A 25261-nucleotide genomic window follows, 5' to 3' on the forward strand; every position below is an offset into this window, starting at 1 on the left:
GTGCAGGCCAGCTCTGAATATAAATGCCCTTATTGCAGGGCGGAAGGATAGAGGTGATTGCAATGCAGGAAGTTGAAAAGGTATTAGGACATGAGGAGGTTATCCGCCATTTACAAAATGCGGTTGCCATGGATCAGGTTTCTCATTCCTACATTTTTGCAGGAGAGAAAGGGAGCGGAAAAAAACTTCTGGCGAAGCTGTTTGCCATGACATTGCAATGCGAGAAGCACGGAAAAGAGCCGTGTCTGCAGTGCGGCTCATGTAAAAAGGCCATGAACAGGAATCATCCGGACATCATCTATGTCAGCCATCTGAAACCAAATTCCATTGGTATTGAGGATATCAGGGAACAGCTCATTGCGGATGTGGAGATCAAACCCTATACAGGGCCTTATAAAATATATATTGTGGACGAAGCAGAGAAGATGACAGTCCAGGCACAAAACGCTCTTTTGAAAACCATTGAGGAGCCGCCGGCCTATGCGGTGATTCTGCTTTTGGCGAACAACAATACCAGTCTTCTTCCAACCATCACGTCCAGGTGCGTGACCCTGAATTTCAAACCGGTCAGGGATGATCTGATCAAGAGTTATCTCATGGAGGAGCTGCACGTACCGGACTACCAGGCAGAGGTCAGCGTGGCGTTTGCCCAGGGAAATGTAGGGAAGGCTAAGCAGATCGCAACGGCCGAGGATTTTGCCGACATGATGGATGCTGCCCTGAAGATTCTGAAGAAGGGGGACGGCATGGAGGTCTACGAGATGGTGGATGCCATCAAGACACTCTCAGAGGAGAAGCATACGGTATATGAATATCTGGACCTGTTTTTAGTGTGGTTCAGGGATGTGCTGATGTTCAAAGCTACAAAAGAAGTGGACGGACTGGTGTTCCGTCAGGAATATAATGCAATCAAGGATCGTGCAGACAAGAGCTCTTACGAGGGGCTGGAGAAAATTATCCAGGCGATCGAAACAGCTAAGACACGTCTGCAGGCAAACGTTAATTTTGACTTAACCATGGAACTTCTGTTCCTTACAATCAGGGAGAACTAAAATGACAAGAGTGATTGGAGTCAGATTCCGGAATGTGGGAAAAATCTATTATTTTTCTCCAAAGAATCTGGAGATAAAATCCGGCGACCATGTAATTGTGGAGACCGCAAGAGGTGTAGAATACGGAAACGTGGTTCTGCCCCCCAGGGATGTAGAGGATGAGAAGGTGGTTCAGCCTTTGAAAGAGGTCATCAGAATCGCCAATGCACAGGATGACAAGAAAGAGGAGAGCAACAGAAAGCGGGAAAAAGAAGCATACCAGATCTGTCTGAAGAAGATCAAAGAGCACGGGCTTGAGATGAAGCTGATCGATGTGGAATATACATTTGACAATAATAAAGTACTCTTTTACTTTACCGCGGACGGACGGATTGATTTCCGTGAGCTGGTGAAGGATTTGGCAGCTATCTTTAAGACACGCATTGAACTGCGCCAGATTGGTGTCAGGGATGAGACAAAGATTCTGGGAGGCATCGGAATCTGCGGGCGTGCCCTGTGCTGTCATACTTATCTGTCTGAATTTGCACCTGTTTCCATCAAAATGGCCAAGGAGCAGAATCTCTCTCTGAATCCCACCAAGATTTCAGGAGTCTGCGGAAGGCTTATGTGCTGTCTGAAAAATGAGGAAGAGACATACGAGGAGCTGAACCGGAAACTGCCGGTTGTAGGAGACAGAGTGAACACACCGGAGGGGCTCAGAGGCGAAGTGCAGAGTGTAAATGTGCTGCGCCAGCTTGTCAAAGTCATTGTAGATGTGGATGACGAGAAGGAAATCAGGGAATACGCTGTGGAGGATCTAAAATTCAAACCGCGGCAGAAAAAAGAAAAGATAAAACTGTCTGATGAAGAATTAAAAGCATTAAAGGAACTGGAGAAATGAAATCTCTGATTATGGAAAATGAACGTCTGGATGACCTTCAGAACGGCTACATGCTGATTCAGAATCCAAAACAGTTTTGTTTCGGAATAGACGCAGTGCTTCTCGCCTGGTTTGCCAGGGTAAAACCGGGTGAGAATGCATTGGATATGGGGACGGGGACTGGCATCGTCCCTATTTTGCTGAAAGCCAGGTACCCGCAGGGGCATTTTACGGGACTGGAGATCCAGGAGGAGAGCGCGGCGCTGGCCAGACGGAGCGTGGCTTACAACGGACTGGATGCAGATATTTCCATCGAAACGGGTGACATCAGGGAGGCGGCGAAGACTTTCGGAGCATCCTCTTTTGACGTGGTCACCACCAACCCGCCTTATATGATCGGAAGTCATGGTCTCGTAGGGGAAAACACGGCAAAGACCATTGCCCGCCACGAAACCCTCTGTACACTGGAGGATGTGATCTCCCAGGCAGCCTCTGTTCTGGTGCCGAAAGGGAGATTCTACATGGTACACAGGCCATTTCGTCTAGCAGAAATTATGTCAACCATGGTAAAATACAGGATTGAACCAAAAAGGATGCGCCTTGTCTATCCCTATGTGGACAAGGAACCCAATCTTGTGCTCATAGAGGGTATGAGAGGCGGAAATTCCAGGATTACTGTGGAAAAGCCGCTGATCGTCTATGACAGACCGGGAGTCTATACGGATGAGATACTGGAGATCTATGGACGGAAGCGGCAGGAAACGGCTGCGGGAGAAGAGGAAACATGAGCGGAAAATTGTATTTGTGCGCCACACCTATCGGCAATCTCGAGGATATGACCTACCGGGTGGTGCGTATTTTAAAAGAGGCGGATCTGATCGCGGCAGAGGATACCAGAAACAGTATCAAGCTGCTGAACCATTTTGACATTAAGACGCCCATGACCAGTTATCATGAATATAATAAGATAGATAAGGGAAGATATCTGGTGGAACAGATGCAGGCAGGGAAAAATATTGCACTGGTCACAGATGCGGGAACACCCGGGATCTCAGACCCCGGCGAGGAGCTGGTAGCCATGTGCTGGGATGCGGGGATTACGGTGACCGCCCTTCCGGGAGCGGCTGCGTGCATCACAGCACTGACCCTGTCGGGACTTCCCACAAGGCGGTTTGCCTTTGAAGCTTTTCTTCCCTCAGACAAAAAGGAGAAGAGAAAGGTTCTGGAGGAGCTGAAAAATGAGACCAGGACCATTGTATTATACGAGGCGCCTCACCGGCTTGTAAGGACACTCCAGGAGCTGTTGGAAGCTCTTGGCGAGCGCAGAATCTCCGTGTGCAGGGAGCTGACGAAAAAGCATGAGACCATATTCAGGACTACATTATCGGAGGCGGTCACCTATTATGAGACCAATGCCCCCAAAGGAGAATGTGTGCTGGTTTTGGAAGGAAGAAGCCGGAGTGAGATGGAAGCTGAGGAACAGCAGCGCTGGAGTGAGATGCCGTTAAAGGAACATATGGAGTATTATGTAAACCAGGGAGCCGACAGGAAAGAGGCGATGAAGAGAGTCGCAAAGGACAGAGGAGTCAGCAAACGTGACATTTACCAGGCTCTTTTGGAAGAGGAGTAGAGGTACCGGGCAGTGCAATACTGTCCGAAAGAGAAGGGGATCATAAATGGCGTACCATTACAGAAAAAAAGAACAGGAACGAAGAAAGAGGGAAAGGGAGCGGAAAGTAAGGCGGATCAAGCTTATTTTCGGAATGGATCTGGCTCTGGTCCTGGTGCTTCTAGTCATTCTGGCTGTGAGCAGAGGCATGTCTGCCGGTTCCGGAGAAAAGGAGACAAACGCAAAGACCGAGACAGCCAGGTCAGAGGCTGGTCAGGATAAGGAGACAGTTCAGGACAAAACGGCAGCCCAGGACAAAGCGGAGAAAAAAGACAGTACCGGGGATGCGGATAAGAAGTCGGGTGCAGGCGGGGAAGAGAAAAAGGCAGAGGAACCCGTAACGATCACAGTCAGCGCAGCGGGAGACTGCACACTGGGAACCGATGAGTTCTTTGACTGGAGTGACAGCCTTCCGGCTAAATATGAGGAAGTGGGAGATCCGGCTTATTTCTTTCAGAATGTTCAGCCAATTTTTTCGCAGGATGATCTGACCATTGTGAATTTTGAGGGAACTCTCACAACCAGTGAGGAACGCGAGGACAAACAGTTTGCATTTAAAGCGGATCCCGCCTATGCAAAGATACTCACTGCGGGCAGTGTGGAAGCTGCGAATATGGCAAACAACCACAGTAAGGATTATGGTGAGCAGAGTTATATAGATACCATCAAGGCCCTGGAGGATGAGGGAATCACCACATTTGGATATGACAGGACTGCTGTGATGGAGATAAAGGGCGTAAAGGTGGGGCTGCTGGGCACCTATGTCCTGAGGGAAGGCCTTGGAATCAAGGATTCCATGATGGCCAACCTGGAATCCCTGAAAGAACAGGGAGCGCAGATCATTATCGCCAGCTTTCACTGGGGTTCAGAGAAGGCATATGAACCGGACTCCACACAGATTGAGCTGGCACACGCAGCCATAGACAACGGGGCGGATCTGGTCCTGGGACATCATCCCCATGTGCTGGAGGGGATAGAAGAATATCAGGGGAAGAATATTGTGTACAGTCTGGGCAATTTCTGCTTTGGCGGTAATGCCTATCCGTCTGACATGAACACCATGATCTTCCAGCAGACATTTACCATAAAGGATGGAGCGCTGCAGCAGGACAATGTGAAGAATATCATTCCGTGCAGGATTTCCTCTGAGGATGGATATAATAACTATCAGCCGACGCCTGCCAAGGGAGAGCAGGGGGATGATATATTGAAGAAGATTAAAGAGTATAGTTCCTGGGTGCAGGGATAAAGGGAAACGGCAGCAGATTTTGCAGGAAAAATCTGCTGCCGTTTTAATAAATTTAACAGGGTTCAAAATAACCGGAACTGGCTTTTAGCCTGCCGTAATTCTGCCGCATATATTTTTTGCCGAATCCAATACAACGTCCATCCTGGTCTATGAAATACCTGTATATTACAAGCAGTGGATCGGATAGTTCACACTGCAGTGTATGTGCTGTTTTTTCATCTCCGGATTCCATTCCTGGAAATGACTCGGCTGATTTCAATTACTTTATCAGACGAATTCAGTTCTAAAGCATTTCTGATTTCTTCTGAGGGTTCTATCACTGTGATATTTCTGTATTTCGTTTGGTTTCCGGAATCATCTTCGGAAAAAGACATAGAGAATACATTGTGCTGAGGAGACGATATATAAGAACCCTTTCCGGCTCTGGAATAAATGAACCTTCTTTTTCCAGTATATTTAAACTTTTTCGCACCGTCTCGCGGCTGGTATGATATTGGGTAGATAATACATTTTCAGAAGGAAGTAAATCCCCGGGATTAAATTCACCACCCATAATTTTCCTGCGCAAGGATCCTGCTATCGTAATGTATAGAGGCTCTCCAAAGGTATTATTATTTTTTTCCATAGCTTTTTGCTTTCATAGAAGACTTGCAGATTACAGCAGTTTCGATGGGGTCCTGTGAATAGGCATCTTTTGAATTTCAAGTGTTTATATTATCTTCCAATTAAATTTCCTCCCTCCATATGATGTACGCGGGCAGTGCAGCCACATTCTGCCATCGGGTATATCATACCGGTATATACAACTCAATATAAACACAGGGGGTTAATAAGTATATAGATCCTCAATTGCAATTTCTGAGTCTGCAGGAACCTGCAAAAACTGTTCGGCAGGCCAGGGGCCTGATAAGAGTTGTGACAGATAACGGGTCGAGGCCGGTATGATTTTTGGCGATAAGTCAAGAGTCCGGGCTATTTTTTCTGTTTCTTCCATGAGTGAATCCAAAGGACAGATTTTTGTATCGAGAAGGCCCAGAGTGCTGTAGTGGCCAAACATGGCATGAAAAATTTCACGGCCTGTTTCAATCCCATATTTTTTAACTGTATATTGATATTCCACCCAGATATTCCGCTCACCTTTCATCCATCCTTTTGAAAGAAAATAAGTTGGATTTGTGTGATTCAGCGCAGCTTTTACAGACACGGATCCCAGAAGCAGTGATATACAGTCATCTACTCTTGGCAGTATCAGTGTATAATTTCCGGTCTTTAAATGAAGAACAGAGTTACCGCAAAATCCAAATGCCATGATCACCAGTTCCTGCCCGGTGATTTTGTCTAACTCTTCCTGTAAGCGTTCGTGCAGGTGGGCTGGATTATTGTGCAGGCCGGATTCCAGCCACACAACAGGTGGATGCATTGACAGGGATTCCATAACATAGAGCAGTTCTTCTTCCAAGGTTTTGCAGGCAATAATTGTGGATTTCATTAAAATGCCACCTTTCTTTTCGGGAGTGCAGAAGTGATAAGCTGCTCAAATTATATCCTGTTTTTTTTGTTAAGTCAAATATAGATATAAAATATTGGATAAAAACAAAAAATAACAGAAAATAATCAGTTTATATAAAAAGTGTAAAAATATTGATGAGAGATAGTTACGGGGTAGGGGAGCAGTATAATGAAGGTTCCGAGCTGCCAGTATGGCACATAATACGATGATTCCAAAGCAGTTTGAGGGATTTGCCGTATACGCCTGTCTGATGTTAATTTAATATAAGTCAGTGCGCCTGTTTACAAGCGATGGTATCCGGGAATGGGCATCCCTGGTCAGGCCGGGAGTAACAGGAACAAGGAGGAGCTCATTTTGCGGCCCTCCCTCTGCCAGTGTATTGCCGAAAGGGTCACAGGCAAAACTTTGTCCAATGAAAGTATCCTTTGCGTATTGGCTGCATCCTATAACGGTTATACCGTTTTCTATGGCTCTTGCTGATATGAGAGTTTTCCACTGCAATGCTTTCAGAGGGCCATCCACCCAGGCAGAAGGATAGATAAGGAGTTCAGCACCCTGTAATGCCGCATGCAGGGCTACTTCCGGAAAACGAAGATCATAGCAGGTGCCGAGTCCAAGCCTGCCGAAAGGCGTTGCTATTGGTAAAAAAAGTGAATTGCCTGCAAGTGTGTGGCCGGATTCCTGCCAGTCAAATGCATCGAACAAATGTGTTTTTTGATAAGTACCGCGTATTATGCCGCCACTGTCCAGAATGACCAATGTATTGTAGCATTTCTTTTCATGCACATCAGAGGATTTTTCATTCATTCCGAAAAGAAGCCAAATGTTATATTTTACTGCAAGCTCTTTCATACAGAGAACAAACGGACCGTCAACCGGCTGGGCATGCGCTGTATAAGATGCGGTATCTCCTGTGCAGGGATACATAAAGTATTCAGGGAAAACAATGAGAGATGCCCCCTCTTTCTGCGCTTCAGCTATAAATTTTTCGGCAGTTACCAGGTTTTGGGATATGTCCGGCAGAGAGGTACATTGAGCCAGTGCAATCGTATATGACATAAGAATCCCCCTTTCAACGGGTATTAGCAGTCTGCTGCAAAACGCTGTTTTACGTGCGCTTTTTGCCATTGTAGCAGATACACAGGGAAAGTCAAGCGCCTGTGTCCGGCTATTCAGAATAAATGAAACCTACAAAGCATATAGTAGAGAAAAAGCCTGTGAGGCGTGTAAATGCTGAATATTCTCTGGGGAGCCATGATGCTCATAGGAATTACATACGGTGCCATGACGGGACGCATGGGAGAGATCACGGATGCGGCTCTATCATCTGCCAAGGAGGCGGTGGTGCTCTGCATTACCATGGCGGGAATCGTTGCCATGTGGATGGGGGTCATGGAGATTGCCAGATCCTCCGGCATGATAGAGAAGATGACAGAGAAAATGCAGCCGCTGCTGCGTTTTTTATTCCCGAATCTGCCCAGGGATCATCCTGCCATGGAGTATATATCCGCCAATATCATCGCCAATTTTCTGGGGCTTGGATGGGGGGCAACCCCATTTGGCCTGAAGGCTATGGAAAAGCTGGCAGAATTGGAAGAGGAACGGAGGCAGGAGAACGGACAGGAGGCAGGCATAAATTCCCGGGGAAAACTGCGGATACTGCCCAGGGGGACAGCCAGCAATGAGATGTGTACTTTTTTAATTTTGAATATTTCTTCCCTGCAGCTGATCCCGGTAAATATCATAGCATACCGGAGCCAGTACGGAAGTACAAACCCTGCCGGCATTGTGGGGCCGGGGATTGTGGCTACGCTGCTCAGCACGGTGGTGGCTATTGTTTTCTGTAAGTTCAAGGACAGGAAGCGAAGAGAGTAAAGAGAACTTAAAAAAGGGCGTCTGAAAACAGGCAGCCCTTTTTGAGTCTGCTCATGACAGATAGGTGCTCAGCAGATGCACCAATGGGGCGTTATTTTTCGGATGTGCATATTTTCATCCACATACAGGGCACCCACATCCGCGTTCAGTAAAAGGTTATCAAAGTCCGCATTGGCAGTGGTCAGTTCCACAATCTTGTTCTGGTACTCAGCATTGATGGTGTAAAGCTCCTCGTTGACGGACTGCATTTCCTCATTGGTGCTTTGAAGTTCCTCATTGGATGCCAGAAGTTCTTCATTGGTGGCCTGCAGCTCTTCGTTGCGGGATTCCGATTCCTCTACGGCCAGTTTCAAATTCCAGTTGCTTTCATTCAGCGCATTTTCCAGGATCTGAATACGGCTGTCCTTTAATTCTCTTAAATCCATGGGGGAATCAGCAGCTTCTGACTCTGCCTTTTCTTCGGATTTGATTTGTATCAGGTAGTATTCCCCTTCGGTAAGGTTGAAAAAGCGAACTTTCACACACAAAACTTCCTCGGGGTAGTCTGCCAGGCCGGTAGCCCGTTTTTCAACGATACCGTCGGATATCTTTCTGGAATCCAGAAGCAGACGATTGAGAAAGGCAGCCAGGCTGGGAGAAAAAAAGGAGCTGAGGCCTCCGTCAAATTGTCCGTCCTGCATCCTCATATAGTGCCCGCCGCCCTGAATGACCTGCAGTACCTTAAACTCATGATTGAGCAGAACGGATGGCCCGGCCATGGCGAACAGCAGCTTTTCAGAGATATTGGTAGAGTGCAGTTGTTTCTGCAGGGGATTAGCCTTCTGGATACGTTCTGTCTGGTGGGGAGAAAAATTCCCAAACATGTTCAAAGCCGGATACATGGAAATATCTTTTTTGGAATACTGTTTATTTTTAGAATATATCTTCCACTTTTTATCCAGCAGATTATAAGCATCTCCCATATCCCCAACGGATTCGCTGCTGCCTAAAAACAGATAGCCGTCATCAACTAAGAGCTGATAGAAGGAGGCCAGTGCCTTCTGCTGCATTTCCGGTTTCACATAGATGAACATATTACGGCAGACGATCAGATCCAATTTTGAGAAAGGGGCATCCCTGAAAATATTATGTTTGGCAAAGACGATCATTTTCCTGATCTTTTCGCCTGCCAGGTATCCGCCGCTTGTGTGTTCAAAGTAGCGGTCTAATATTGCCTGATTCAGATTTTCCAGAAGACTTTCCGAGTAAATGCCCTTCTGGGCGGTAGTGATGGCATTTTGATCCACATCTGTGGCAAATATTTTCACATCCGCAGTAAAATGCAGGTATTCCATACATTCGCAGAGCAGTATTGCCAGGGAATATACTTCTTCACCGGTAGAACATGCGATACTCCACAGGCGGATGGACTTCTTTTTCTTAAGGAGGGGAATGACCACATTCTCACCCAGATGGCGGAATGCTTCCTCATCCCGGAAGAAGGAAGTTACGCCAATAAGCAGATCCCGGTGAAGCTGGGCACGTTCTTCCTCTGTTGAGAGGAGATAGTCCAGATATTCCTCCACTCCATGGAAATTATTGAGTGCGATGCGGCGTTCAATCCTTCGGTAAATGGTATTTGTTTTATAGATCGTAAAATCAATATCCGAATACTGGCTGATAGCATTGAGAATGCAGGAATAATCCTCTGCCAGCTCCATGTGATCCGGTTCTTCCTGGTGCATGGACAGTATATGAGGATTTTTCAGGTATTCTCTCAGGGATGAGCCTATCTGCGTCACGTTTAGAATCAGGTCCACCATACCTGTTGAAATGGCACTCTGGGGCATGGATGCATACTGGGCCTCTGTGGGTTTCTGAACTATGACAAGTCCCCCGTTTTCCTTGATAGAGCCGATTCCAATCGCTCCGTCAGAACCGCTTCCTGACAGGATAATGGCCGCGGCATGCACATCGCTTACCGAGGCCAGGGACTGGAACAGCAGATTAATGGGCAGATAGAGCTGGTTTCGGTCATGAGCAGATTCCAGGTGAAACTTTCCTTCTTTCATGGTCAATGTTTTTCCCGGGTGATTTAAGTAGATGTGATTGGGCTGGGGAACTGCGCCTTCCTCGGCCAACTGCACCGGCAGACTGGAGGATTTCTGCAAAATTTTATCCATCAGGCTGACTGCGTCCGGCGAAAGATGCTGTACAATAATAAAAGATGCGCCGGTGTCCGGCGGCATATGCTGAAATAGTTCCTGTAATGCCTCCACACCCCCTGCGGAAGCCCCTACACCAACATAACATCGAACATTTTCCTGATTCAGTGTAAGATGCTCTGCCTGACCGGCATCCTTCTCTTCCATAATAGTCTCCTTTCATGCAGACAATAACTATGGCTATAGTATATATTTTTTTATATTTGATTTATAACTTTTCTTTTTATGCAAAAAACACCTGATGAAGATATTTCCTCATCAAGTATTATTTAAGTATATCATATGGAATGATACATTGCACTTGTATTTGCCAAAGTTTGTCATTCTTAAGTAAATATTAAACTATCTGGATACAATTTCAGCTATTTATAAAATTACCTGGTATATCTGGCGCAGCTATTCCTCTCAGCTATATAATGGGGCAGTTCCACTTTCAGATTCAGTTTATGTCCGCCCTGAATCCGGTCCAGTAAAACCTTCATGGCAATATTACCCAGCTCTCCGACGGGAACATGGACTGTAGTGAGCATGGGTATAGTGCGCTGGGCATGGGGAATATCGCCGATTCCTATGACTGAGATATCTTTTGGGATTCTCCTTCTGCATTCCCGGTAATACTGCATTGCACCTATAGCTGTCAGATCATCAGCGCATACAACTGCGGTGATGTCAGCCTCCCGTTCCAGAAGCAGCCTTGCTCCGTGATAGCCCCCCTCCATTGTCTCCTTGACATTGACCGTATTGGTTATGTGAAAGGGCAGGCCAAGTTCTCTCAGTGCCTGTTTGTATCCCTGAAAACAGGAAGTGTCTTTTTGTGCCCCGAGATATCCGATTTTATTATGCTTCAGACGGTGAAGATATTGTACAGCAGTAACAGACGCATGATAACCATTACATATAACCTGGTCGCATTTTAAATCCAGAGGATTGATGCCGACGTATACAAGGTTTCGGTAGGTGGTTTCAAGAAGTTCAAACTGCCGCTGCGTCAGGCATCGTTTTCCGAATAACACAGCACCGTCAGCATTGTTTTTTTGCGTTGTTGGGGGATTTGGGGGAAAGGAAAATTCTTCCAGAAAAAAAGAGCGGCGTACAGTACATTTTTGTCGAATGGCGATCTGTTCAATTGCCCGCTCTAATTCCTGGTAAAGTGGGCTGATATCTGTTCTGGAATGTTCACCGTAAATACAGTCAATCGTGTAAGACGGTTCGGATTCCTCCGGGACGGGGCTGCCGTTCTTTAATGTCCGGGCAGCCGCGTTTGGGATGTATCCGTTTTTTCGGACGATAGACCAGATTTTGTCCTGGGTATGTTTGCTGGCAGCATTGCTTCCTTTATTGTTTATGACTCTTGAGACTGTGGAGATGGAAACCCCGGCTTCCTTTGCAATATCCTTCAGTGTCATTTGATTTCCTCCTGTGTTGTTATATTATAAGCCGATACAGAAAATCCATACTGTCGTAGATATCCCCAAAAGAGCAGGGCAGATAGGCAGGGATTCGGTACATGTCTATCTGTTTGCAGAACGGTATTTGGAACAACTGTCACGTTTAGCTATGAAAAACGGTAGTTCTACTTTCATTGGAAGAGTATGTCTGCCGTTTATGCGGTCGATTAATATGCGTGCAGTCTGTCTGCCTAATTCTTCGATGGGGATATGTACAGTGGTAAGCATGGGTGTTACGTATTGAGCCAAATCGATATCATCCACGCTTATGACAGAAATATCTTTGCTGACCTGTTTTTTATTCTCATGAAAGGCTTTGATGGCGCCAATGGCAGTCAGATCATTTGCACAGAAAACAGCTGTAAAATCAGAGCTGCTGTTTATTAACTTCTGAGCGCCTTTGTATCCACCGTCTGTGGATTGTATCACGTTGGCAGTATTATGGATCGTAAAATTTAAATTATGCATGGATAAAGCATCCTTATAGGCCAGAAAACGGCATTCATTCGCCTGTTCTCCAATATAGGCGATTTTTTTGTGCCCCAGTTCTATTAAATGTTCCACTGCACTGATGCCTGCTTTGTATCCGTCGCATATAACTTGGTCACATTTTAGCGGTATGGCATTGAGTCCCACATAAATAATGTTTTTATATACTTCTTTCAGGATCTTTAATTGTTCTTTTGTGAACATGTATCTTCCCAGTATAACAAGACCGCATATATTCCGTCCATCTGCCTGTATCATAGAATCCAGAGACTTCAGGTCCATAGGTCGGTATGTATGTTTGACAATATAATTATAATCAAAAGCCTCTTGTTCCAGTGCACGCTCCAGTTCGGAGAAAAAAGGATCTGTATTTAGATTGGGGGTACGGGCCTGAAGGCAGTCTATATAGAACAGCGGATTTTCTTTGGAATCCGTAATAGATGTCCTGCGTTTCAGATTCTGTGCCAGGATGTTAGGGGTATAGCCATTTTTCCGTACAATGGACCAGATTTTATCACGTGTTTCTTTACTGGCGGCTCCTTGTTCCTTTCCGTTGATAACTCGGGAGACAGTTGAGATGGAGACACCTGCTTCTTTTGCGATATCTTTTAAAATCATAGAATTCCCTCCTTGTCCTGGTCATACTGAAGATTTATTTTAGAGAACTGCGGCATGTATTTCGCAGGATCTAATTTTCGGATACGTTAGTATTCATATTTTCATTATATTAAAAAAATAAAATAATAAAATGCAAAAAAATACAAACGTTTGCGTAAGATAACGACAGTCAAAGAAGAATAAAAAAGATAAGGGAAAATATAAGGTTTATGAATAAATTGACAGTGAAAATAGCGAAAAAAGGAAAAACGTTTGTGTAAATAGGCGTTGAATCCGAAGAAAATACAAGATAAATTGTAGATAGTAACAAATGGAGCGTGAATTAAATCATATTGGGAGGAAAAACATGAAGAAAAAATTAGCAGTATTGTTAGTGACAGGAATTTTGGGTGTAACGTTGGCTGCATGCGGCAGCGGCAAAGAGCAGAAAAAGAATTTGGAGACTGCGGGAAATGAGAGCAAAAGCGAAGATAAGATACCGCTTAAGATCAGTCATCACCCGTATCTGCATGCGCTGCCCAGTATCTATGCGGAGGATAATGGACTCTATGATGAGTTTGATTATACCATTGATATGTATGCAGGAGGCCCTGTACAGAACGAGGCGATTGCATCCGGTGCATGGGAAGTCGGGACAACAGGTATCGGCGGGGCAGTGCTTGGATGTCCTGCCTATAATATGAAGGTTCTTGGCTACTCCTGTGATGACACTCAGGCACTGGATATCTGGGTGAGAAAAGATAGTGAACTGGCTGGCAAAGATGCAGATGAGATGGGAGTGAGGGGAACTGCAGAGGACTGGAAAGGTAAGAAAATTCTCTGCCAGACCGGAACCACGTGCCATATGACCCTGATAGCAACGCTTGAACATTTGGGGCTTACCATGAATGATGTAGAGATAATTGATACAGCAGTAGCACAATCATATGCTGCATTTAAGGCCGGAGAAGCAGATGTCGTATGCTTGTGGTCGCCGTTTGGATACCAGGCAGAAGATGTTGAAGGATGGATAAAAGTGGCGGATGCAGGCCATCTGGGATTAAAGATGCCTACTCTGATTGTTGCTACGGAGGATGCAGTTAAAAACAGACCTGAAGTGGTGCAGGAATGGCTTAAATGTTATTTGCAGTCAGTGGAAGAATTGAGAAAAGATCCGGAAGGCAGTGCCCAACTTTTGTATGATTTTGAGGAAGAAGAGGGGATTTCCATGACGGAGTCGGCAGCTAAAAGAGATATCGAGACCCGTACTTTCCCATCTTTGGAGGAAAATAAAAAGGCTTTTGCGCAAGATAGTGATGGAAATATCGCAGCTCAGGAGGATTTACTGAAGTTTGCTGACTTTATGATATCACAAGGTAAATTAACAGAGAAAGACAAACAGGCCATGATTGATAATAAGGCAGTTGACGGAACTTTTATGGCAAACGTTACACTGGATTAAACTGCTTATGAGGTAAGGATTATGAAAGAATCTGAAAAAATAGTGAGTTCTGTTCAGATTGAAGAGAAAAAGAGGGCAAAAGAGAAAATACAGCTGTTTCTGATTTCAGCAGCCAGTGTCATTGTGTTTTTGGGAATTTGGGAGGCAGCAGTGCGGCTGTCCTGGGTAAATTCTCAGTTTGTATGTTCTCCATCGGAGGCTTTCATGGCATTTGTGGACAAACTCACGCAGCCCAATCCTGATGGAGCGGTCCTGGGTGTACATATCTGGGAGAGTTTAAAGCTGGCGCTGATAGGTTATGTGGCAGCAGCTGTTATAGGAGTGCCTTTAGGGCTCCTCCTTGGGTATTATCATACATTTGACAAGCTGGTAAACCCCATTTTTGAAATTATACGTCCCATTCCCCCTATTGCCTGGATTCCATTATCTGTTATCTGGCTGGGAATAGGAACGACGGCAAAATGTTTTATCATATTTCTGGCTGCTTTTGTTCCCTGTGTGATCAATTCTTATACAGGTGTAAAGCTTACAAATTCTGTGCTTATCGACGTGGCGAAAACATGCGGGGCAAGCAGATGGAAAATATTTATCACAGTCTGCACGCCTTCAGCCATGCCTCTTGCATTCACTGGTATCAGGGTGGCTCTTGGGAATGCGTGGTCCACTTTGGTTGCAGCAGAAATGCTTTCCGCGACAGCCGGCTTAGGCTATATGATCCAGCAGGGCAGAGCTCTTGGAAGATCCGACATAATCATTGTCGGTATGCTTACAATTGGTGTTATAGGAGCAGTTCTCACAGCTGTCCTGAATAAATTGGAAAACAGGGTAATCAGATGGAGGGCCAAATAATGGAGAGACGTAAGTTAAAAGATATTTGCCTGACATGCATATCCCTTATTGCATTGGTGGTTCTCTGGGTAATCGTTTCCAACAGTAAGCCTGATTTCTTTCCAACGCCCCAAGCAACCTGGGAAAGATTTTTAAAGATGGCAGAAACGCCAATCAGCAAAACAACAATCATAGGACACATATTAATCAGTTTGAAGAGGGTTTTGACTGCTCTTGTTCTGGCGGTTGCCTCAGGAATAGGCATAGGCCTGATCATGGGATGGAGCAAAAAGATGAACGCTGTTTTAGGCCCTATATTGACGGCGCTGCGTCCCATTCCTCCAATTGCCTGGATACCATTGGTGATCTTATGGTTTGGAGTCGGTGAATTTTCGAAGGTTCTGCTGGTATTTATAGGCGCGTTTTTTCCGGTAGTATTGAATACAGCGACCGGTGTAAGCATGGTGGATCCTATGTATTTGAATGTAGGCCGTGTTTATAATGCCAATACCTTTCAAATGCTGTGCCACGTGGTTATGCCGGCAGCGCTTCCGGCTATCATGGCAGGAGTAAAGATCGCGCTGAGCAGCGGTTGGATGGTGGTTGTGGCAGCAGAAATGATAGCCAGTAAATCAGGTCTCGGATTCCTGATCACAAGGGGGAATGAGAGCTATGATGTTGCTCTTGTCCTGTGCGGAATGATACTGATTGGTCTGGTGGGAGCGATTTTAAGTGCGGTCTTTACATTGATGGAAAGGTGGTTATGTCCGTGGATGGAAAAGAAAAACGGGTAAAACTGACATTAAAAAATATATCAAAGTCTTTTTATGCCAGAAAGGAAATCTTCGAGGCAGTGAATAATATTTCCATTGATGTCTATGAAAATGAATTTCTTGTCATACTGGGTCCCGGTCAATGTGGGAAAAGCGTACTGCTGAACATAATAAGCGGCCTGGAGAAGCCTACAGCTGGGGAAGTGAAGTTCCCCAGCAATGATGAAAAAAAGGTTGGTTTTGTTTTCCAGAAGACAGCAGTATTTCCCTGGAAGACAGTCATGCAGAATGTGGAATTTTCCCAGGAGCTGAAAGGTGTAAATAAAGCGAGACGAAGAGAGCAGGCACAGTATTTGATCGAGCTGGTTGGGTTAAAGGGATTTGAAAATTCCTATCCGCGTCAGTTGTCAGGAGGGATGAAACAGAGGGTGGGAATTGCCAGGGCTTACTGCAGCGATCCCGATATTTTATTGATGGATGAGCCATTTGGGGCGCTGGATGCGCAGACACGGTATCAGATGGAGGAGGAAGTGCTCAGAATCTGGGAAAAGGAGAAGCGCACGGTGATCTTTGTCACAAATAATATTGAGGAGGCTGTATATCTGGGAGACAGAATCATCCTGCTCAGTGAGTGCCCTGCCTCAGTGAAAGAAATTTATACCCTGGAGGCTCTTCAGCGGCCAAGAGACTATGTAGATACAGAGTTTCTCAGAATGAGGGAAACAATAGAGAAAAATATGGATTTGGCATTATAAAAGAAGGCAGGATGCACATATGGGAGAAGAGGTAAAGGTAAGGGTAGAAAACCTGACAAAGTGTTTTGGGGATTTAAGAGTTCTTGATAAGGTTTCCTTCCAGATAAAAAAAGGAGAGTTTGTATGTATCGTGGGTCCTACAGGCTGCGGAAAGACAACATTCTTAAGACTTTTAACGAAGCTTACAGAGCCCACGTCCGGAGAAATTTACATAGACGGTGAGCCGGCTGATCCTCAGAAACATAATATATCCTTTGTGTTTCAGGAACCTTCAGCTTTTCCGTGGCTGACCGCAGAGGAAAATATTGAATATGGGCTGAAGGTCAAAAAGAGGCCGGCCCGTGAAATAAAAGCGCAGTCTGACAAAATCATTGGCTTACTTGGATTGGAAAAGTTTCGCAAAGCATATCCTCACGAGATGTCAGTGAGTATGGAGCAGAGGGTTGTGATTGGCAGGGCATTTGCTATGAACCCTGATTTACTGCTGATGGATGAGCCGTATGGGCAGATGGATATTAAAATGAGATATTTCCTGGAAGATGAGGTGATCAAACTCTGGAAGGCAACAGGCAGTACGGTCCTGTTTATCACCCACAACTTGGAAGAGGCAGTATATCTGGCGGAAAAAATACTGATCCTGTCGAATAAACCCGCAAGGGTAAAAGATGAAGTGGTAGTAGAGCTTCCGAGACCAAGGGATATTGCAGATGAGAAATTTGTTGAGATCAGGAAAAAGATAACAGAAGAGATTAAGTGGTGGTAAGACGTGTTTAGCGGGTGCAGAGAGAGGCGAAGGAATATACATGAAAAATCTGAGGGATAAAAAAGTGCTGGTGACCGGAGGCGCACAGGGAATTGGATATGCGGTTGCTGAGTGTTTTGCAAAAGAAGGTGCGGATGTTTTTATTGGTGATATCAAAATCCAAAATGCAGAGGAAGCAGCAAAAGCGCTGCATGAGAAGTACGGTATTAACACCGGAGCTTATATGCTGGATGTGAGTGACAGAAAAAGTATTGCTTCCTGTTTTGAAAGATTCGGAAAGGAACAGAAGGTTCTGGATATTTTGGTTAATAACGCAGGGGTGCAGATTCGTATGCCTTCCCTTGAATTTGAGGAAGAGAAGTGGGACCTGCTTATGAACATCAACTTAAAAGGAGCTTTTTTCTGTGCCCAGGAAGCAGCGAATATCATGAAGGACAAAGGCGGTGCCATTGTAAATATATCATCGGGAACTTCTACTGAGACCCTGCCCGGAAGAGCACCGTACTGTATCAGCAAGGCGGGCATTAACGGTTTGACTGCTGTTCTGGCTTCTGAGTGGGCCAAATATCATATTCGGGTGAATGCGGTTGCCCCCGGGTGGATTTTAACTCAGCTGTTATTAGACGGGATGAATATGGGAATCGTCAGTGAGAAACAGATACTGGCAGCGGTTCCCATGAAGAGGCTGGCAGATGTCAGTGAGATTGCAGAACCTGTGGTGTTCCTCGCTTCAGATGAAGCCAGTTATGTGACGGGTCAGACCTTGTTTGTAGACGGAGGGCAGTCCGCTCTTGGCCTGCCGGATATTGAATTATGAGGAGGTGTGAGAATGAGACAGCAGAATAGTGTAGAAGAAATCATCAGACATGCACAGCAGATACGGAGGAATACGATTATCAGTCTGCACAGTGCAGGTTCCGGGCATCCTGGCGGGGCTTTGTCTATGGTTGAGATCATAGCAGTGCTGTATTTTTATGAGATGAATATCAGTCCGGACAAGCCGGAAGAAATGAATCGTGATCGTTTTGTTTTGTCAAAGGGACACGCGGCACCGGCTTACTATGCCGCATTGGCAGAACGGGGATATTTCGAAAAGAGTGCTTTGACCACACTTAGAAAAATGGGCAGTATGCTGCAGGGACATCCGGATATGAAAAAGGTACCGGGAGTTGATATGTCCACAGGTTCCCTGGGCCAGGGTATATCTGCAGCATGCGGTATGGCTCATTATGCAAAAAAGACAGGAAAAGATTACAGGGTTTACTGCATAATAGGGGACGGAGAAATGCAGGAAGGACAGGTATGGGAGGCGTTTATGAGTGCCGGTCATTTTAAACTGGATAATCTGGTAGTGTTTTTGGATAACAATAATCTGCAGATTGACGGGAGGGTAGATGAGGTTATGTCCATATATCCTGTAAAAGAAAAGCTGCAGGCATTCGGATGGCATGTAGAGGAGACAGACGGTCACAATGTCAAAGGGTTGATAGAAACTCTGGACCGTGTCAGACAGGTGAGAGACCAGCCTGCTTTTATAATAGGAAAAACAACAAAAGGTAAGGGGGTATCTTTTATGGAGAATCAGGCAGGGTGGCATGGAGCAGCTATTAATGACGAACAGTTTGAACAGGCAATGAAAGAATTGGGGGAGGCGTGCGTATGAGTTCAACAAGAGAAGCATATGGTGCTGCGCTGACTGAATTAGCGGAAAAATATGAATTCTTTGTTTTTGATGCAGATTTATCCAAGGCAACCCAGACAATACATTTTGCGAAAAAATATCCTGACCGGTTTACAGATATGGGTATTGCTGAATGTAATATGATGGGATATGCAGCGGGGTACGCGGCCAGCGGAGCTGTGGTATTTGCAAGCACTTTTGCTGCCTTTGCAGCGGGCAGGGCATATGATCAGATCAGAAACAGTATAGCCTATCCAAATCTGAATGTTAAGATTGCAGCTACACATGGAGGAGTGTTGATCGGTGCGGATGGGGGTTCCCATCAGTGTGTGGAAGACCTGGCTCTTATGAGAGCAGTGCCTAATATGACTATACTCTATCCGGCAGATACCATAGAGACAAAAAAATGTGTGGAGGAGGCAATCAACCATAAGGGACCTGTTTATCTCCGATTTGGCAGGCTGGATTCTCCGGAAATATACACTGAAAAAAAAGATTGCAGGGCAAGCATCGGGAAAGGAACGCTGCTGCGTGAGGGACAGGATTTAACTATCGTAGCTGCAGGAGATTTGGTAAGCAGAGCACTGGAAGCTGCAAAGGAAATGGAGAAAAACGGTATCTGTGCGGATGTCATTGATATGGCATCTGTCAAACCAGTTGATGCGGAGCTGCTTTTGGATTCCGTTAGGAAAACGGGATGCGCAGTGACTGCAGAGGATCACAATATACTGGGAGGATTAGGCGGAGCAGTCAGTGAAGTGCTTTCCAAAAACTATCCCGTACCTGTAGAGATGGTCGGAATACAGGATATGTTCGGATGTTCAGGTACACCCAAAGAGCTGGCAGAACATTATGGACTTACTATTGAAAATATTGTTGCGGCTGCACACCGTGTGATCAGGAGAAAAGAAGGGAAATCATGAGAAAAATAGTATTTGAAAGTCCTATGAAAGCCGTGGTCCGACAGGCTGATAAGCCTGTATGCGGCAGGGGGCAGGTTTTACTGAAAATGAGACGGATTGGTGTATGCGGAACGGATATTCAGGTATTTGCCGGAAAAAATCGGTATATGGAATTTCCTGTTGTGCCGTTTCATGAGGGAATTGCCATAGTGGAAGAGACAGGGGAAGACGTGAACGACCTAGAACCGGGCAGTCTGGTCACAATCCGCCCCATTCTGAGCTGCAACATGTGTTATTCCTGCAGAAAAGGAAAGAAAAATGCCTGCATGAATTTTAATTCGTTAGGTGTTCAGTCTGATGGTCTTGGTGCAGATTATTTTGTGATAAGCAGGGAGTATGTTTACCCTCTGGAACAGGATGCGGATCTGGATAAAGTTATTTTTATCGAACCTTTTGCTGTGGGAGTACACGCGGCTTATCAGGGCGATGTGGAAGGAAAGGAAGTTTTAGTCGTAGGGGGCGGTACAATTGGAAATTTTACGGCCCAGGCATGTATGCTGGCCGGGGCAAAAAAGACTGCAATCTGCGATATCAGCCGTGAAAAGATCAGAATGGCAGAGAAGTCAGGGATTGATTTTGCCATTGATACATCGAATCTTACTTTGGTACAGGCAGCCCGGCAATGTTTTGAGGAATTTCCGGATGTCATCATTGACTGTGCAGCAGTACCGGCAGTTTTTACACAGATTCTGGAGCTGGCGGGAAAGACAACCACTGTAGTTATCGTAGGGAATTACAGTGTTCCGGTGCAGGCAGACATTGCAAAAATACAGAGAAACGAACTTACAGTGAAAGGGTGTATCACGTATCGGGAGGAGGACTTTATAAGAGCCAGGGACTTGATAGAGGAAGGCAGGGTTTATTTGGACGGGTTTATATCAAAAAGGTATCGGTTTTCCCAGGTGCAGGAAATGATGGAACAGGCATTGAAAAATAAAGGTATCAATATGAAGACGATCATGGATTTTGAGGGGGAATGATAATGTACCATATAGCGCCTACAATGCTGTGCGCGGACTTGTTCAAAATGAGGGAAAGTATGGAGCTACTGGATAAGCTGGGAATTGACTGGTTTCATATAGACGTTATGGATGGGAATTTTGTACCTAATTTTGCATTTGGCACAGATTTTCTAAGGCAGATGACAACAGTGGGTAAAAGCCCGTTTTATTTACATCTGATGGCTGCCAGGCCTGAGGAATATGTGGATTTATTTGCAGAACTTGGAGTGGAGTATTATTGCTTTCATTATGAATGTACCCAAAATCCCTTTCGGCTGTGCCAGCAGATAAAAAAGCAGGGGATGAAGGCAGCGGCAGCGCTAAATCCGGCAACACCAGTCCAATTTCTAAGGGATTTGATTCCTTATCTGGATGCGGTCACACTTATGTCAGTGGAGCCGGGGTTTTCCGGGCAGCGTTTTATGGAATTTACATATCAGAGAATTAAAGAGTTAAGAGCTTTGGCAGACGGATTTAAGTTACTGATCGAGGTGGATGGCGGTATAGACATTGAAATAGCAAAGAAGTGTATAGATGCCGGATGTGATGTTGTAGTAGGAGGATATTTTACACTGTTTCAGAAGGGAAAGTCAATAGAGAAAAATTACGAGACGTTTCGGCAGGCAGTTAGGAATCGATAATCAGGGAGATAAGGGTATGGAGTTAGAACAGTTGAAACAAATGGTGGTGGAGGCAAATAAAGAATTGCCCCGCCGGGAATTAGTCAAGTATTCCTGGGGAAATGTAAGTGCGGTAGACAGGGAAAGAGGGATTATTGTTATAAAGCCTGTGGGGGTACCTTATGAGGAGCTGACCACTGAGAATGTCAGTGTTGTCACTCTGGATGGAAAATTGCTGGGGAAATCGTGGGAACCATCAGTAGATCTGGATATTCACAGAGCAATATATGAGAATTTTGAGGGTGTCAGTGCTATTGTCCATACACACTCCACATATGCGACAGTTCTGGCTCAGCTTCGGCGTTCATTGGTCTGTTTTGGGACCACGCATGCAGATTATTTTGCCGGTGATATTCCCTGTGTCAGGGAATTAAGTGATGATGAGGTTGTCAATAAGTATGAGTGGAATACTGGAATGACAATCGTTGAGTTTTTCAAGGAGAATAAAATTTCCCCTGAGGACATTCCGGCTGCGTTGACACCGGGACATGGACCGTTTACGTGGGGCAGTGATGTGTGGGATGCTGTACACAAATCGGTTGTATTGGAGGAGATAAGCAAAATGGCAGTCCACATGCTGTGTATAGATAAAAATGCACAGCCTCTGAAGCGTATTGTCGCTGACAGGCATTATGACAGAAAACATGGCGCTAACGCATCTTTTACAAGAGATGATTATGGACATGGAATGGTACAGAGATAAAATGATTGGGGGACTTCACAGAATGAAGTATATTTTTGCAAATTTGAAACGGTTTGATATACCAAAAGAAATGGATGGAATTAATACATTGGCACCAGTCAGCTTGTGGGGAAGTTATCTGACAGGCCAGATACGGGAAACGATGAACCAATATTCCGCTCAGGCAGAATTTGCTGTTTTCTATCCCGAGGCTTATCTGCTTCAGGCAGCAGACGCAAAGGCAGCAGAGGATGGTTGGAAAGTCGGGGTACAGGGGATTTATAGGGAAGATACGGAGAAAGGCGGAAACTTTGGGGCATTTACTACGAACAGGACAGCCAAGAGTGTAAAATCTATGGGATGTGAATATGTTCTGATAGGTCACTGTGAGGAACGGATGGATAAAGCCGGGGTTCTGGCCCATGCGGGTATTACTGATTCAGAGGCTGTGAACAGAATCTTAAATGAAGAGGTTGTCTGTGCAGTTAAAGCAGGTCTTTCTGTCCTGTATTGTGTCGGGGAAACAGAAGCAGAACAGAACAGATGGCAGGATGTTATAGGGGAACAGCTGGATGTGGGGCTTAATGGTGTGGACTTATCAGGTATTTCCGTTGCATATGAACCACTTTGGGCAATTGGACCGGGAAAACCAGTGCCGGATTCAGATTATATAACTAAAATCGCCTCATTTATTAAATCTCGGACAGATGGCTGTCCTGTGATATACGGAGGTGGTCTGAAAGAGGAAAATGCCCGTATGCTGGCAGAAATACCATGTGTGGATGGAGGCCTTATCGGACTTACAAAATTCAGCGGGGATATCGGATTTTATCCGGACGGATTTGCCTCTATCGTTGAAAAATATCTGGGGGAGGGTAAATAAGATGAAATTGGATTTTGAATATGGTACGGGCACCATGGCGGCAGAACTGCCGGATGAACGGACAGATGTTTTTATTCCGGGTATAACAGTATCTGATCCCCCATGTATCCCAAGAAATCAGCTGATAAACAAAACAAGAGAATCCATATTACATCCTGTGGGAATGCCGCCTCTGTCAGAATTGGCCGGTAAGGGCAGCAAAGTCACAATAACAATTCCGGATATCGTAAAAGGGGGATGTCAGCCAACCTCACACCGAAAACTGGCGGTTAAACTGATTCTTGAAGAGTTATATAAGGCTGGGGTGGAGAAAAAGGATATCCTTTTGATATTTTCCAATGGACTGCATCCGCGGACCAGCAAAAGGGAAATGCAGCAGATCCTTGGTGATGAACTATTTCATGAGTTTTTTCATTCTCATCAGATTATCAGTCATGACAGCGAAGATTATGAACATTTGGTGGATCTTGGCTGCACAGAGAGGGGAGACCGAGTCCTGATGAATAAGTATGTCTATGATTCTGATATAGCTGTTTTGATCGGACATACTCAGGGAAATCCTTATGGCGGTTACTCCGGTGGATATAAACACTGCGCAACGGGTATTACACACTGGAGGAGTATTGCGACACATCATATACCGGATGTGATGCACGGAAACGATTTTACTCCGGTCAATAACCATTCACTGATGAGAAAAAAATTTGATGAAATAGGCATGTACATGGAAAAATGTATGGGTAAGAAGTTTTTCTGTTGTGATGCTGTTCTGGATTCTATTTCCCGTCAGATAGAGATCAGCAGCGGTTACGCAAAAGAAATGCAGCTTATTTCATGGCAGACAGCTGACAAGAGGACATATGTACCCTGGGCAGAAAAGAAATATGATGTAATGGTATTCGGCATGCCTCAGGATTTCCATTACGGGGATGGTATGGGGACGAATCCAATCCAGATGATGCAGGCTTTATCCGCTCAGGTCATCCGTCATAAGAGGGTGATGAGTGACAATTGTGTGATTATATGCTCTTCTATATGTAACGGTTATTTCCACGATGAGCGCTGGCCATACCTTCGGGAACTTTATGAAATGTTCCAGCATGATTATATGAATATACTGCCGGATATGGATAAGTACGGAGAGTATTTTGCTACAAATGAAGAATACATCAGAAAATACCGTTATGCCGGTGCGTTCCATCCTTATCATGGTTTTTCCATGATGAGCTGCGGCCATATCGCGGAGATGAATACCTCCGCCATATACATAGTCGGCGCACAGGAACCCGGAATAGCCAGAGGTATGGGATTAAAGACCAGGGCCACGTTCGAGGAGGCACTGGAGGATGCTATGAAGAAATATGTGGGAGGAAAGCCGAATATCCTGGCGCTGCCGCTGGCTTTTAAGAGGGCATCCGTACATCTGTGTATGAAAGAGGCATAAAAGGAAATGCAGGAAATATATCTGTGAATAGCTGTAGGCGGAGAACGAGAATGTCTCCGCCTTTTTGACAATATTCTTTCCATATTCCGTACAAAATGCTGGTATAAAGAAGTTTGACACCTGATAAGCTTATGTGTTAAGATTGATTTAACTAAAGCGGCCTAAAAGCTGAATATTGGTCGTAAAATAAAAAGACAGAATCTGTCATTAGGGGAATCAGGTGTAAATCCTGAGCGATGTGGTCACTGTATGTGGGATGCAAATCTCATGAGCCAGAATACCTGGTGCCGGATGGAATGAAGCTTCCGAACAAAGCCATGCATTCCGGATTCTCTATAGATTCATATATTGATTCGGAAACAGACCGGCGGACGGAAGCGGGTCTGTTTTTTACG

At 45.2% G+C, this 25261-nt stretch carries 26 protein-coding genes; 19 read left to right on the forward strand and 7 right to left on the reverse strand.

Going from position 1 to position 25261, the window contains the following annotated elements; all coding sequences use genetic code 11:
• Window positions 1-62 precede the first annotated feature (62 nt).
• The 5 genes from holB to WMO65_RS09885 are packed head-to-tail and all read left to right on the forward strand — an operon-like array spanning window position 63 to window position 4829.
• Window positions 63-1052, forward strand: coding sequence for a DNA polymerase III subunit delta' (gene holB / locus WMO65_RS09865; RefSeq protein ID WP_018595388.1), 990 nt, complete (start codon window positions 63-65; stop codon window positions 1050-1052).
• A gap of 1 nt (window position 1053) precedes the next feature.
• The gene (locus WMO65_RS09870; RefSeq protein ID WP_033144218.1) at window positions 1054-1932 is read left to right on the forward strand and encodes a PSP1 domain-containing protein; all 879 of its coding nucleotides are present in this window, start codon (window positions 1054-1056) and stop codon (window positions 1930-1932) included.
• Complete coding sequence (locus WMO65_RS09875; RefSeq protein ID WP_033144219.1) at window positions 1929-2699, forward strand: tRNA1(Val) (adenine(37)-N6)-methyltransferase; 771 nt, start codon at window positions 1929-1931, stop codon at window positions 2697-2699. The genes WMO65_RS09870 and WMO65_RS09875 overlap by 4 nt, the downstream gene beginning before the upstream one ends.
• A complete protein-coding gene (gene rsmI / locus WMO65_RS09880; protein WP_033144220.1) occupies window positions 2696-3541 on the forward strand; it encodes a 16S rRNA (cytidine(1402)-2'-O)-methyltransferase in 846 nt (281 codons plus the stop codon). The genes WMO65_RS09875 and rsmI overlap by 4 nt, the downstream gene beginning before the upstream one ends.
• A 46-nt stretch (window positions 3542-3587) precedes the next feature.
• A complete protein-coding gene (locus tag WMO65_RS09885; RefSeq protein ID WP_148391973.1) occupies window positions 3588-4829 on the forward strand; it encodes a CapA family protein in 1242 nt (413 codons plus the stop codon).
• A 52-nt stretch (window positions 4830-4881) separates the two neighbouring features.
• Here the strand turns inward: WMO65_RS09885 and WMO65_RS26545 are convergent, their stop codons facing one another.
• The 4 genes from WMO65_RS26545 to WMO65_RS09900 all read right to left on the reverse strand — a co-directional run bounded on the left by WMO65_RS26545 (window position 4882) and on the right by WMO65_RS09900 (window position 7398).
• Window positions 4882-5061: a UTRA domain-containing protein gene (locus WMO65_RS26545; protein WP_033141593.1), complete on the reverse strand. Its 180-nt coding sequence runs from the start codon at window positions 5059-5061 to the stop codon at window positions 4882-4884.
• A gap of 84 nt (window positions 5062-5145) precedes the next feature.
• Entirely contained in the window at window positions 5146-5454 is a 309-nt protein-coding gene (locus tag WMO65_RS09890; RefSeq protein WP_148391972.1) for a GntR family transcriptional regulator, read from the reverse strand.
• A gap of 201 nt (window positions 5455-5655) precedes the next feature.
• On the reverse strand, window positions 5656-6318 hold the full coding sequence (locus tag WMO65_RS09895; protein ID WP_033141591.1) for a DUF1638 domain-containing protein: 663 nt from the start codon (window positions 6316-6318) through the stop codon (window positions 5656-5658).
• 279 nt (window positions 6319-6597) lie between these two features.
• Window positions 6598-7398, reverse strand: coding sequence for a carbon-nitrogen hydrolase family protein (locus WMO65_RS09900; RefSeq protein WP_054350349.1), 801 nt, complete (start codon window positions 7396-7398; stop codon window positions 6598-6600).
• Window positions 7399-7569: 171 nt separating this feature from the next.
• Here WMO65_RS09900 and WMO65_RS09905 point away from each other — a divergent pair, with 171 nt between their 5' ends.
• Window positions 7570-8214 carry a nucleoside recognition protein gene (locus WMO65_RS09905; RefSeq protein ID WP_148391971.1) on the forward strand — a complete coding sequence of 215 codons (645 nt, stop codon included), beginning with the start codon at window positions 7570-7572 and terminating at the stop codon, window positions 8212-8214.
• A gap of 68 nt (window positions 8215-8282) precedes the next feature.
• Here WMO65_RS09905 and WMO65_RS09910 read toward each other — a convergent pair whose 3' ends face one another.
• The 3 genes from WMO65_RS09910 to WMO65_RS09920 form a co-directional block, all read right to left on the reverse strand.
• Complete coding sequence (locus WMO65_RS09910; protein WP_148391970.1) at window positions 8283-10565, reverse strand: CheR family methyltransferase; 2283 nt, start codon at window positions 10563-10565, stop codon at window positions 8283-8285.
• A 227-nt stretch (window positions 10566-10792) separates the two neighbouring features.
• Window positions 10793-11824 carry a LacI family DNA-binding transcriptional regulator gene (locus WMO65_RS09915; protein WP_033141582.1) on the reverse strand — a complete coding sequence of 344 codons (1032 nt, stop codon included), beginning with the start codon at window positions 11822-11824 and terminating at the stop codon, window positions 10793-10795.
• Window positions 11825-11929: 105 nt separating this feature from the next.
• Window positions 11930-12973 (reverse strand): LacI family DNA-binding transcriptional regulator, encoded by a 1044-nt coding sequence (locus WMO65_RS09920; protein ID WP_033141581.1) that lies wholly within the window; start codon window positions 12971-12973, stop codon window positions 11930-11932.
• Between the two features lie 346 nt (window positions 12974-13319).
• Between WMO65_RS09920 and WMO65_RS09925 the strand changes: the two genes are divergently transcribed.
• The 13 genes from WMO65_RS09925 to WMO65_RS09985 are packed head-to-tail and all read left to right on the forward strand — an operon-like array spanning window position 13320 to window position 24866.
• Window positions 13320-14414, forward strand: coding sequence for an ABC transporter substrate-binding protein (locus tag WMO65_RS09925; RefSeq protein WP_033141580.1), 1095 nt, complete (start codon window positions 13320-13322; stop codon window positions 14412-14414).
• Window positions 14415-14432: 18 nt separating this feature from the next.
• Entirely contained in the window at window positions 14433-15263 is an 831-nt protein-coding gene (locus WMO65_RS09930) for an ABC transporter permease (protein WP_181014455.1), read from the forward strand.
• Window positions 15263-16036, forward strand: coding sequence for an ABC transporter permease (locus tag WMO65_RS09935; RefSeq protein ID WP_052099492.1), 774 nt, complete (start codon window positions 15263-15265; stop codon window positions 16034-16036). The genes WMO65_RS09930 and WMO65_RS09935 overlap by 1 nt, the downstream gene beginning before the upstream one ends.
• On the forward strand, window positions 16006-16770 hold the full coding sequence (locus tag WMO65_RS09940) for an ABC transporter ATP-binding protein (RefSeq protein WP_033141577.1): 765 nt from the start codon (window positions 16006-16008) through the stop codon (window positions 16768-16770). The genes WMO65_RS09935 and WMO65_RS09940 overlap by 31 nt, the downstream gene beginning before the upstream one ends.
• 19 nt (window positions 16771-16789) lie before the next feature.
• Window positions 16790-17533, forward strand: coding sequence for an ABC transporter ATP-binding protein (locus tag WMO65_RS09945; protein WP_033141576.1), 744 nt, complete (start codon window positions 16790-16792; stop codon window positions 17531-17533).
• 40 nt (window positions 17534-17573) lie between these two features.
• Window positions 17574-18350, forward strand: a complete 777-nt coding sequence (locus WMO65_RS09950) for an SDR family NAD(P)-dependent oxidoreductase (RefSeq protein WP_052099490.1) — start codon at window positions 17574-17576, stop codon at window positions 18348-18350.
• Between the two features lie 12 nt (window positions 18351-18362).
• The gene (locus tag WMO65_RS09955; RefSeq protein WP_033141574.1) at window positions 18363-19196 is read left to right on the forward strand and encodes a transketolase; all 834 of its coding nucleotides are present in this window, start codon (window positions 18363-18365) and stop codon (window positions 19194-19196) included.
• On the forward strand, window positions 19193-20137 hold the full coding sequence (locus tag WMO65_RS09960; protein WP_033141573.1) for a transketolase family protein: 945 nt from the start codon (window positions 19193-19195) through the stop codon (window positions 20135-20137). The genes WMO65_RS09955 and WMO65_RS09960 overlap by 4 nt, the downstream gene beginning before the upstream one ends.
• Window positions 20134-21156 (forward strand): zinc-dependent alcohol dehydrogenase, encoded by a 1023-nt coding sequence (locus tag WMO65_RS09965; RefSeq protein WP_033141572.1) that lies wholly within the window; start codon window positions 20134-20136, stop codon window positions 21154-21156. The genes WMO65_RS09960 and WMO65_RS09965 overlap by 4 nt, the downstream gene beginning before the upstream one ends.
• Before the next feature lie 2 nt (window positions 21157-21158).
• Window positions 21159-21818: a ribulose-phosphate 3-epimerase gene (locus WMO65_RS09970; protein ID WP_187370556.1), complete on the forward strand. Its 660-nt coding sequence runs from the start codon at window positions 21159-21161 to the stop codon at window positions 21816-21818.
• Window positions 21819-21834: 16 nt separating this feature from the next.
• The gene (araD, locus tag WMO65_RS09975) at window positions 21835-22560 is read left to right on the forward strand and encodes an L-ribulose-5-phosphate 4-epimerase AraD (protein ID WP_033141570.1); all 726 of its coding nucleotides are present in this window, start codon (window positions 21835-21837) and stop codon (window positions 22558-22560) included.
• A gap of 22 nt (window positions 22561-22582) precedes the next feature.
• Window positions 22583-23422 carry a triose-phosphate isomerase family protein gene (locus WMO65_RS09980; RefSeq protein ID WP_148392067.1) on the forward strand — a complete coding sequence of 280 codons (840 nt, stop codon included), beginning with the start codon at window positions 22583-22585 and terminating at the stop codon, window positions 23420-23422.
• Between the two features lies 1 nt (window position 23423).
• Complete coding sequence (locus WMO65_RS09985; RefSeq protein ID WP_148391968.1) at window positions 23424-24866, forward strand: lactate racemase domain-containing protein; 1443 nt, start codon at window positions 23424-23426, stop codon at window positions 24864-24866.
• Window positions 24867-25261: the final 395 nt, after the last annotated feature.

The organism is Blautia caccae, from assembly GCF_040095955.1.
GTDB classification, from domain to species: Bacteria; Bacillota; Clostridia; order Lachnospirales; family Lachnospiraceae; genus Blautia; species Blautia celeris.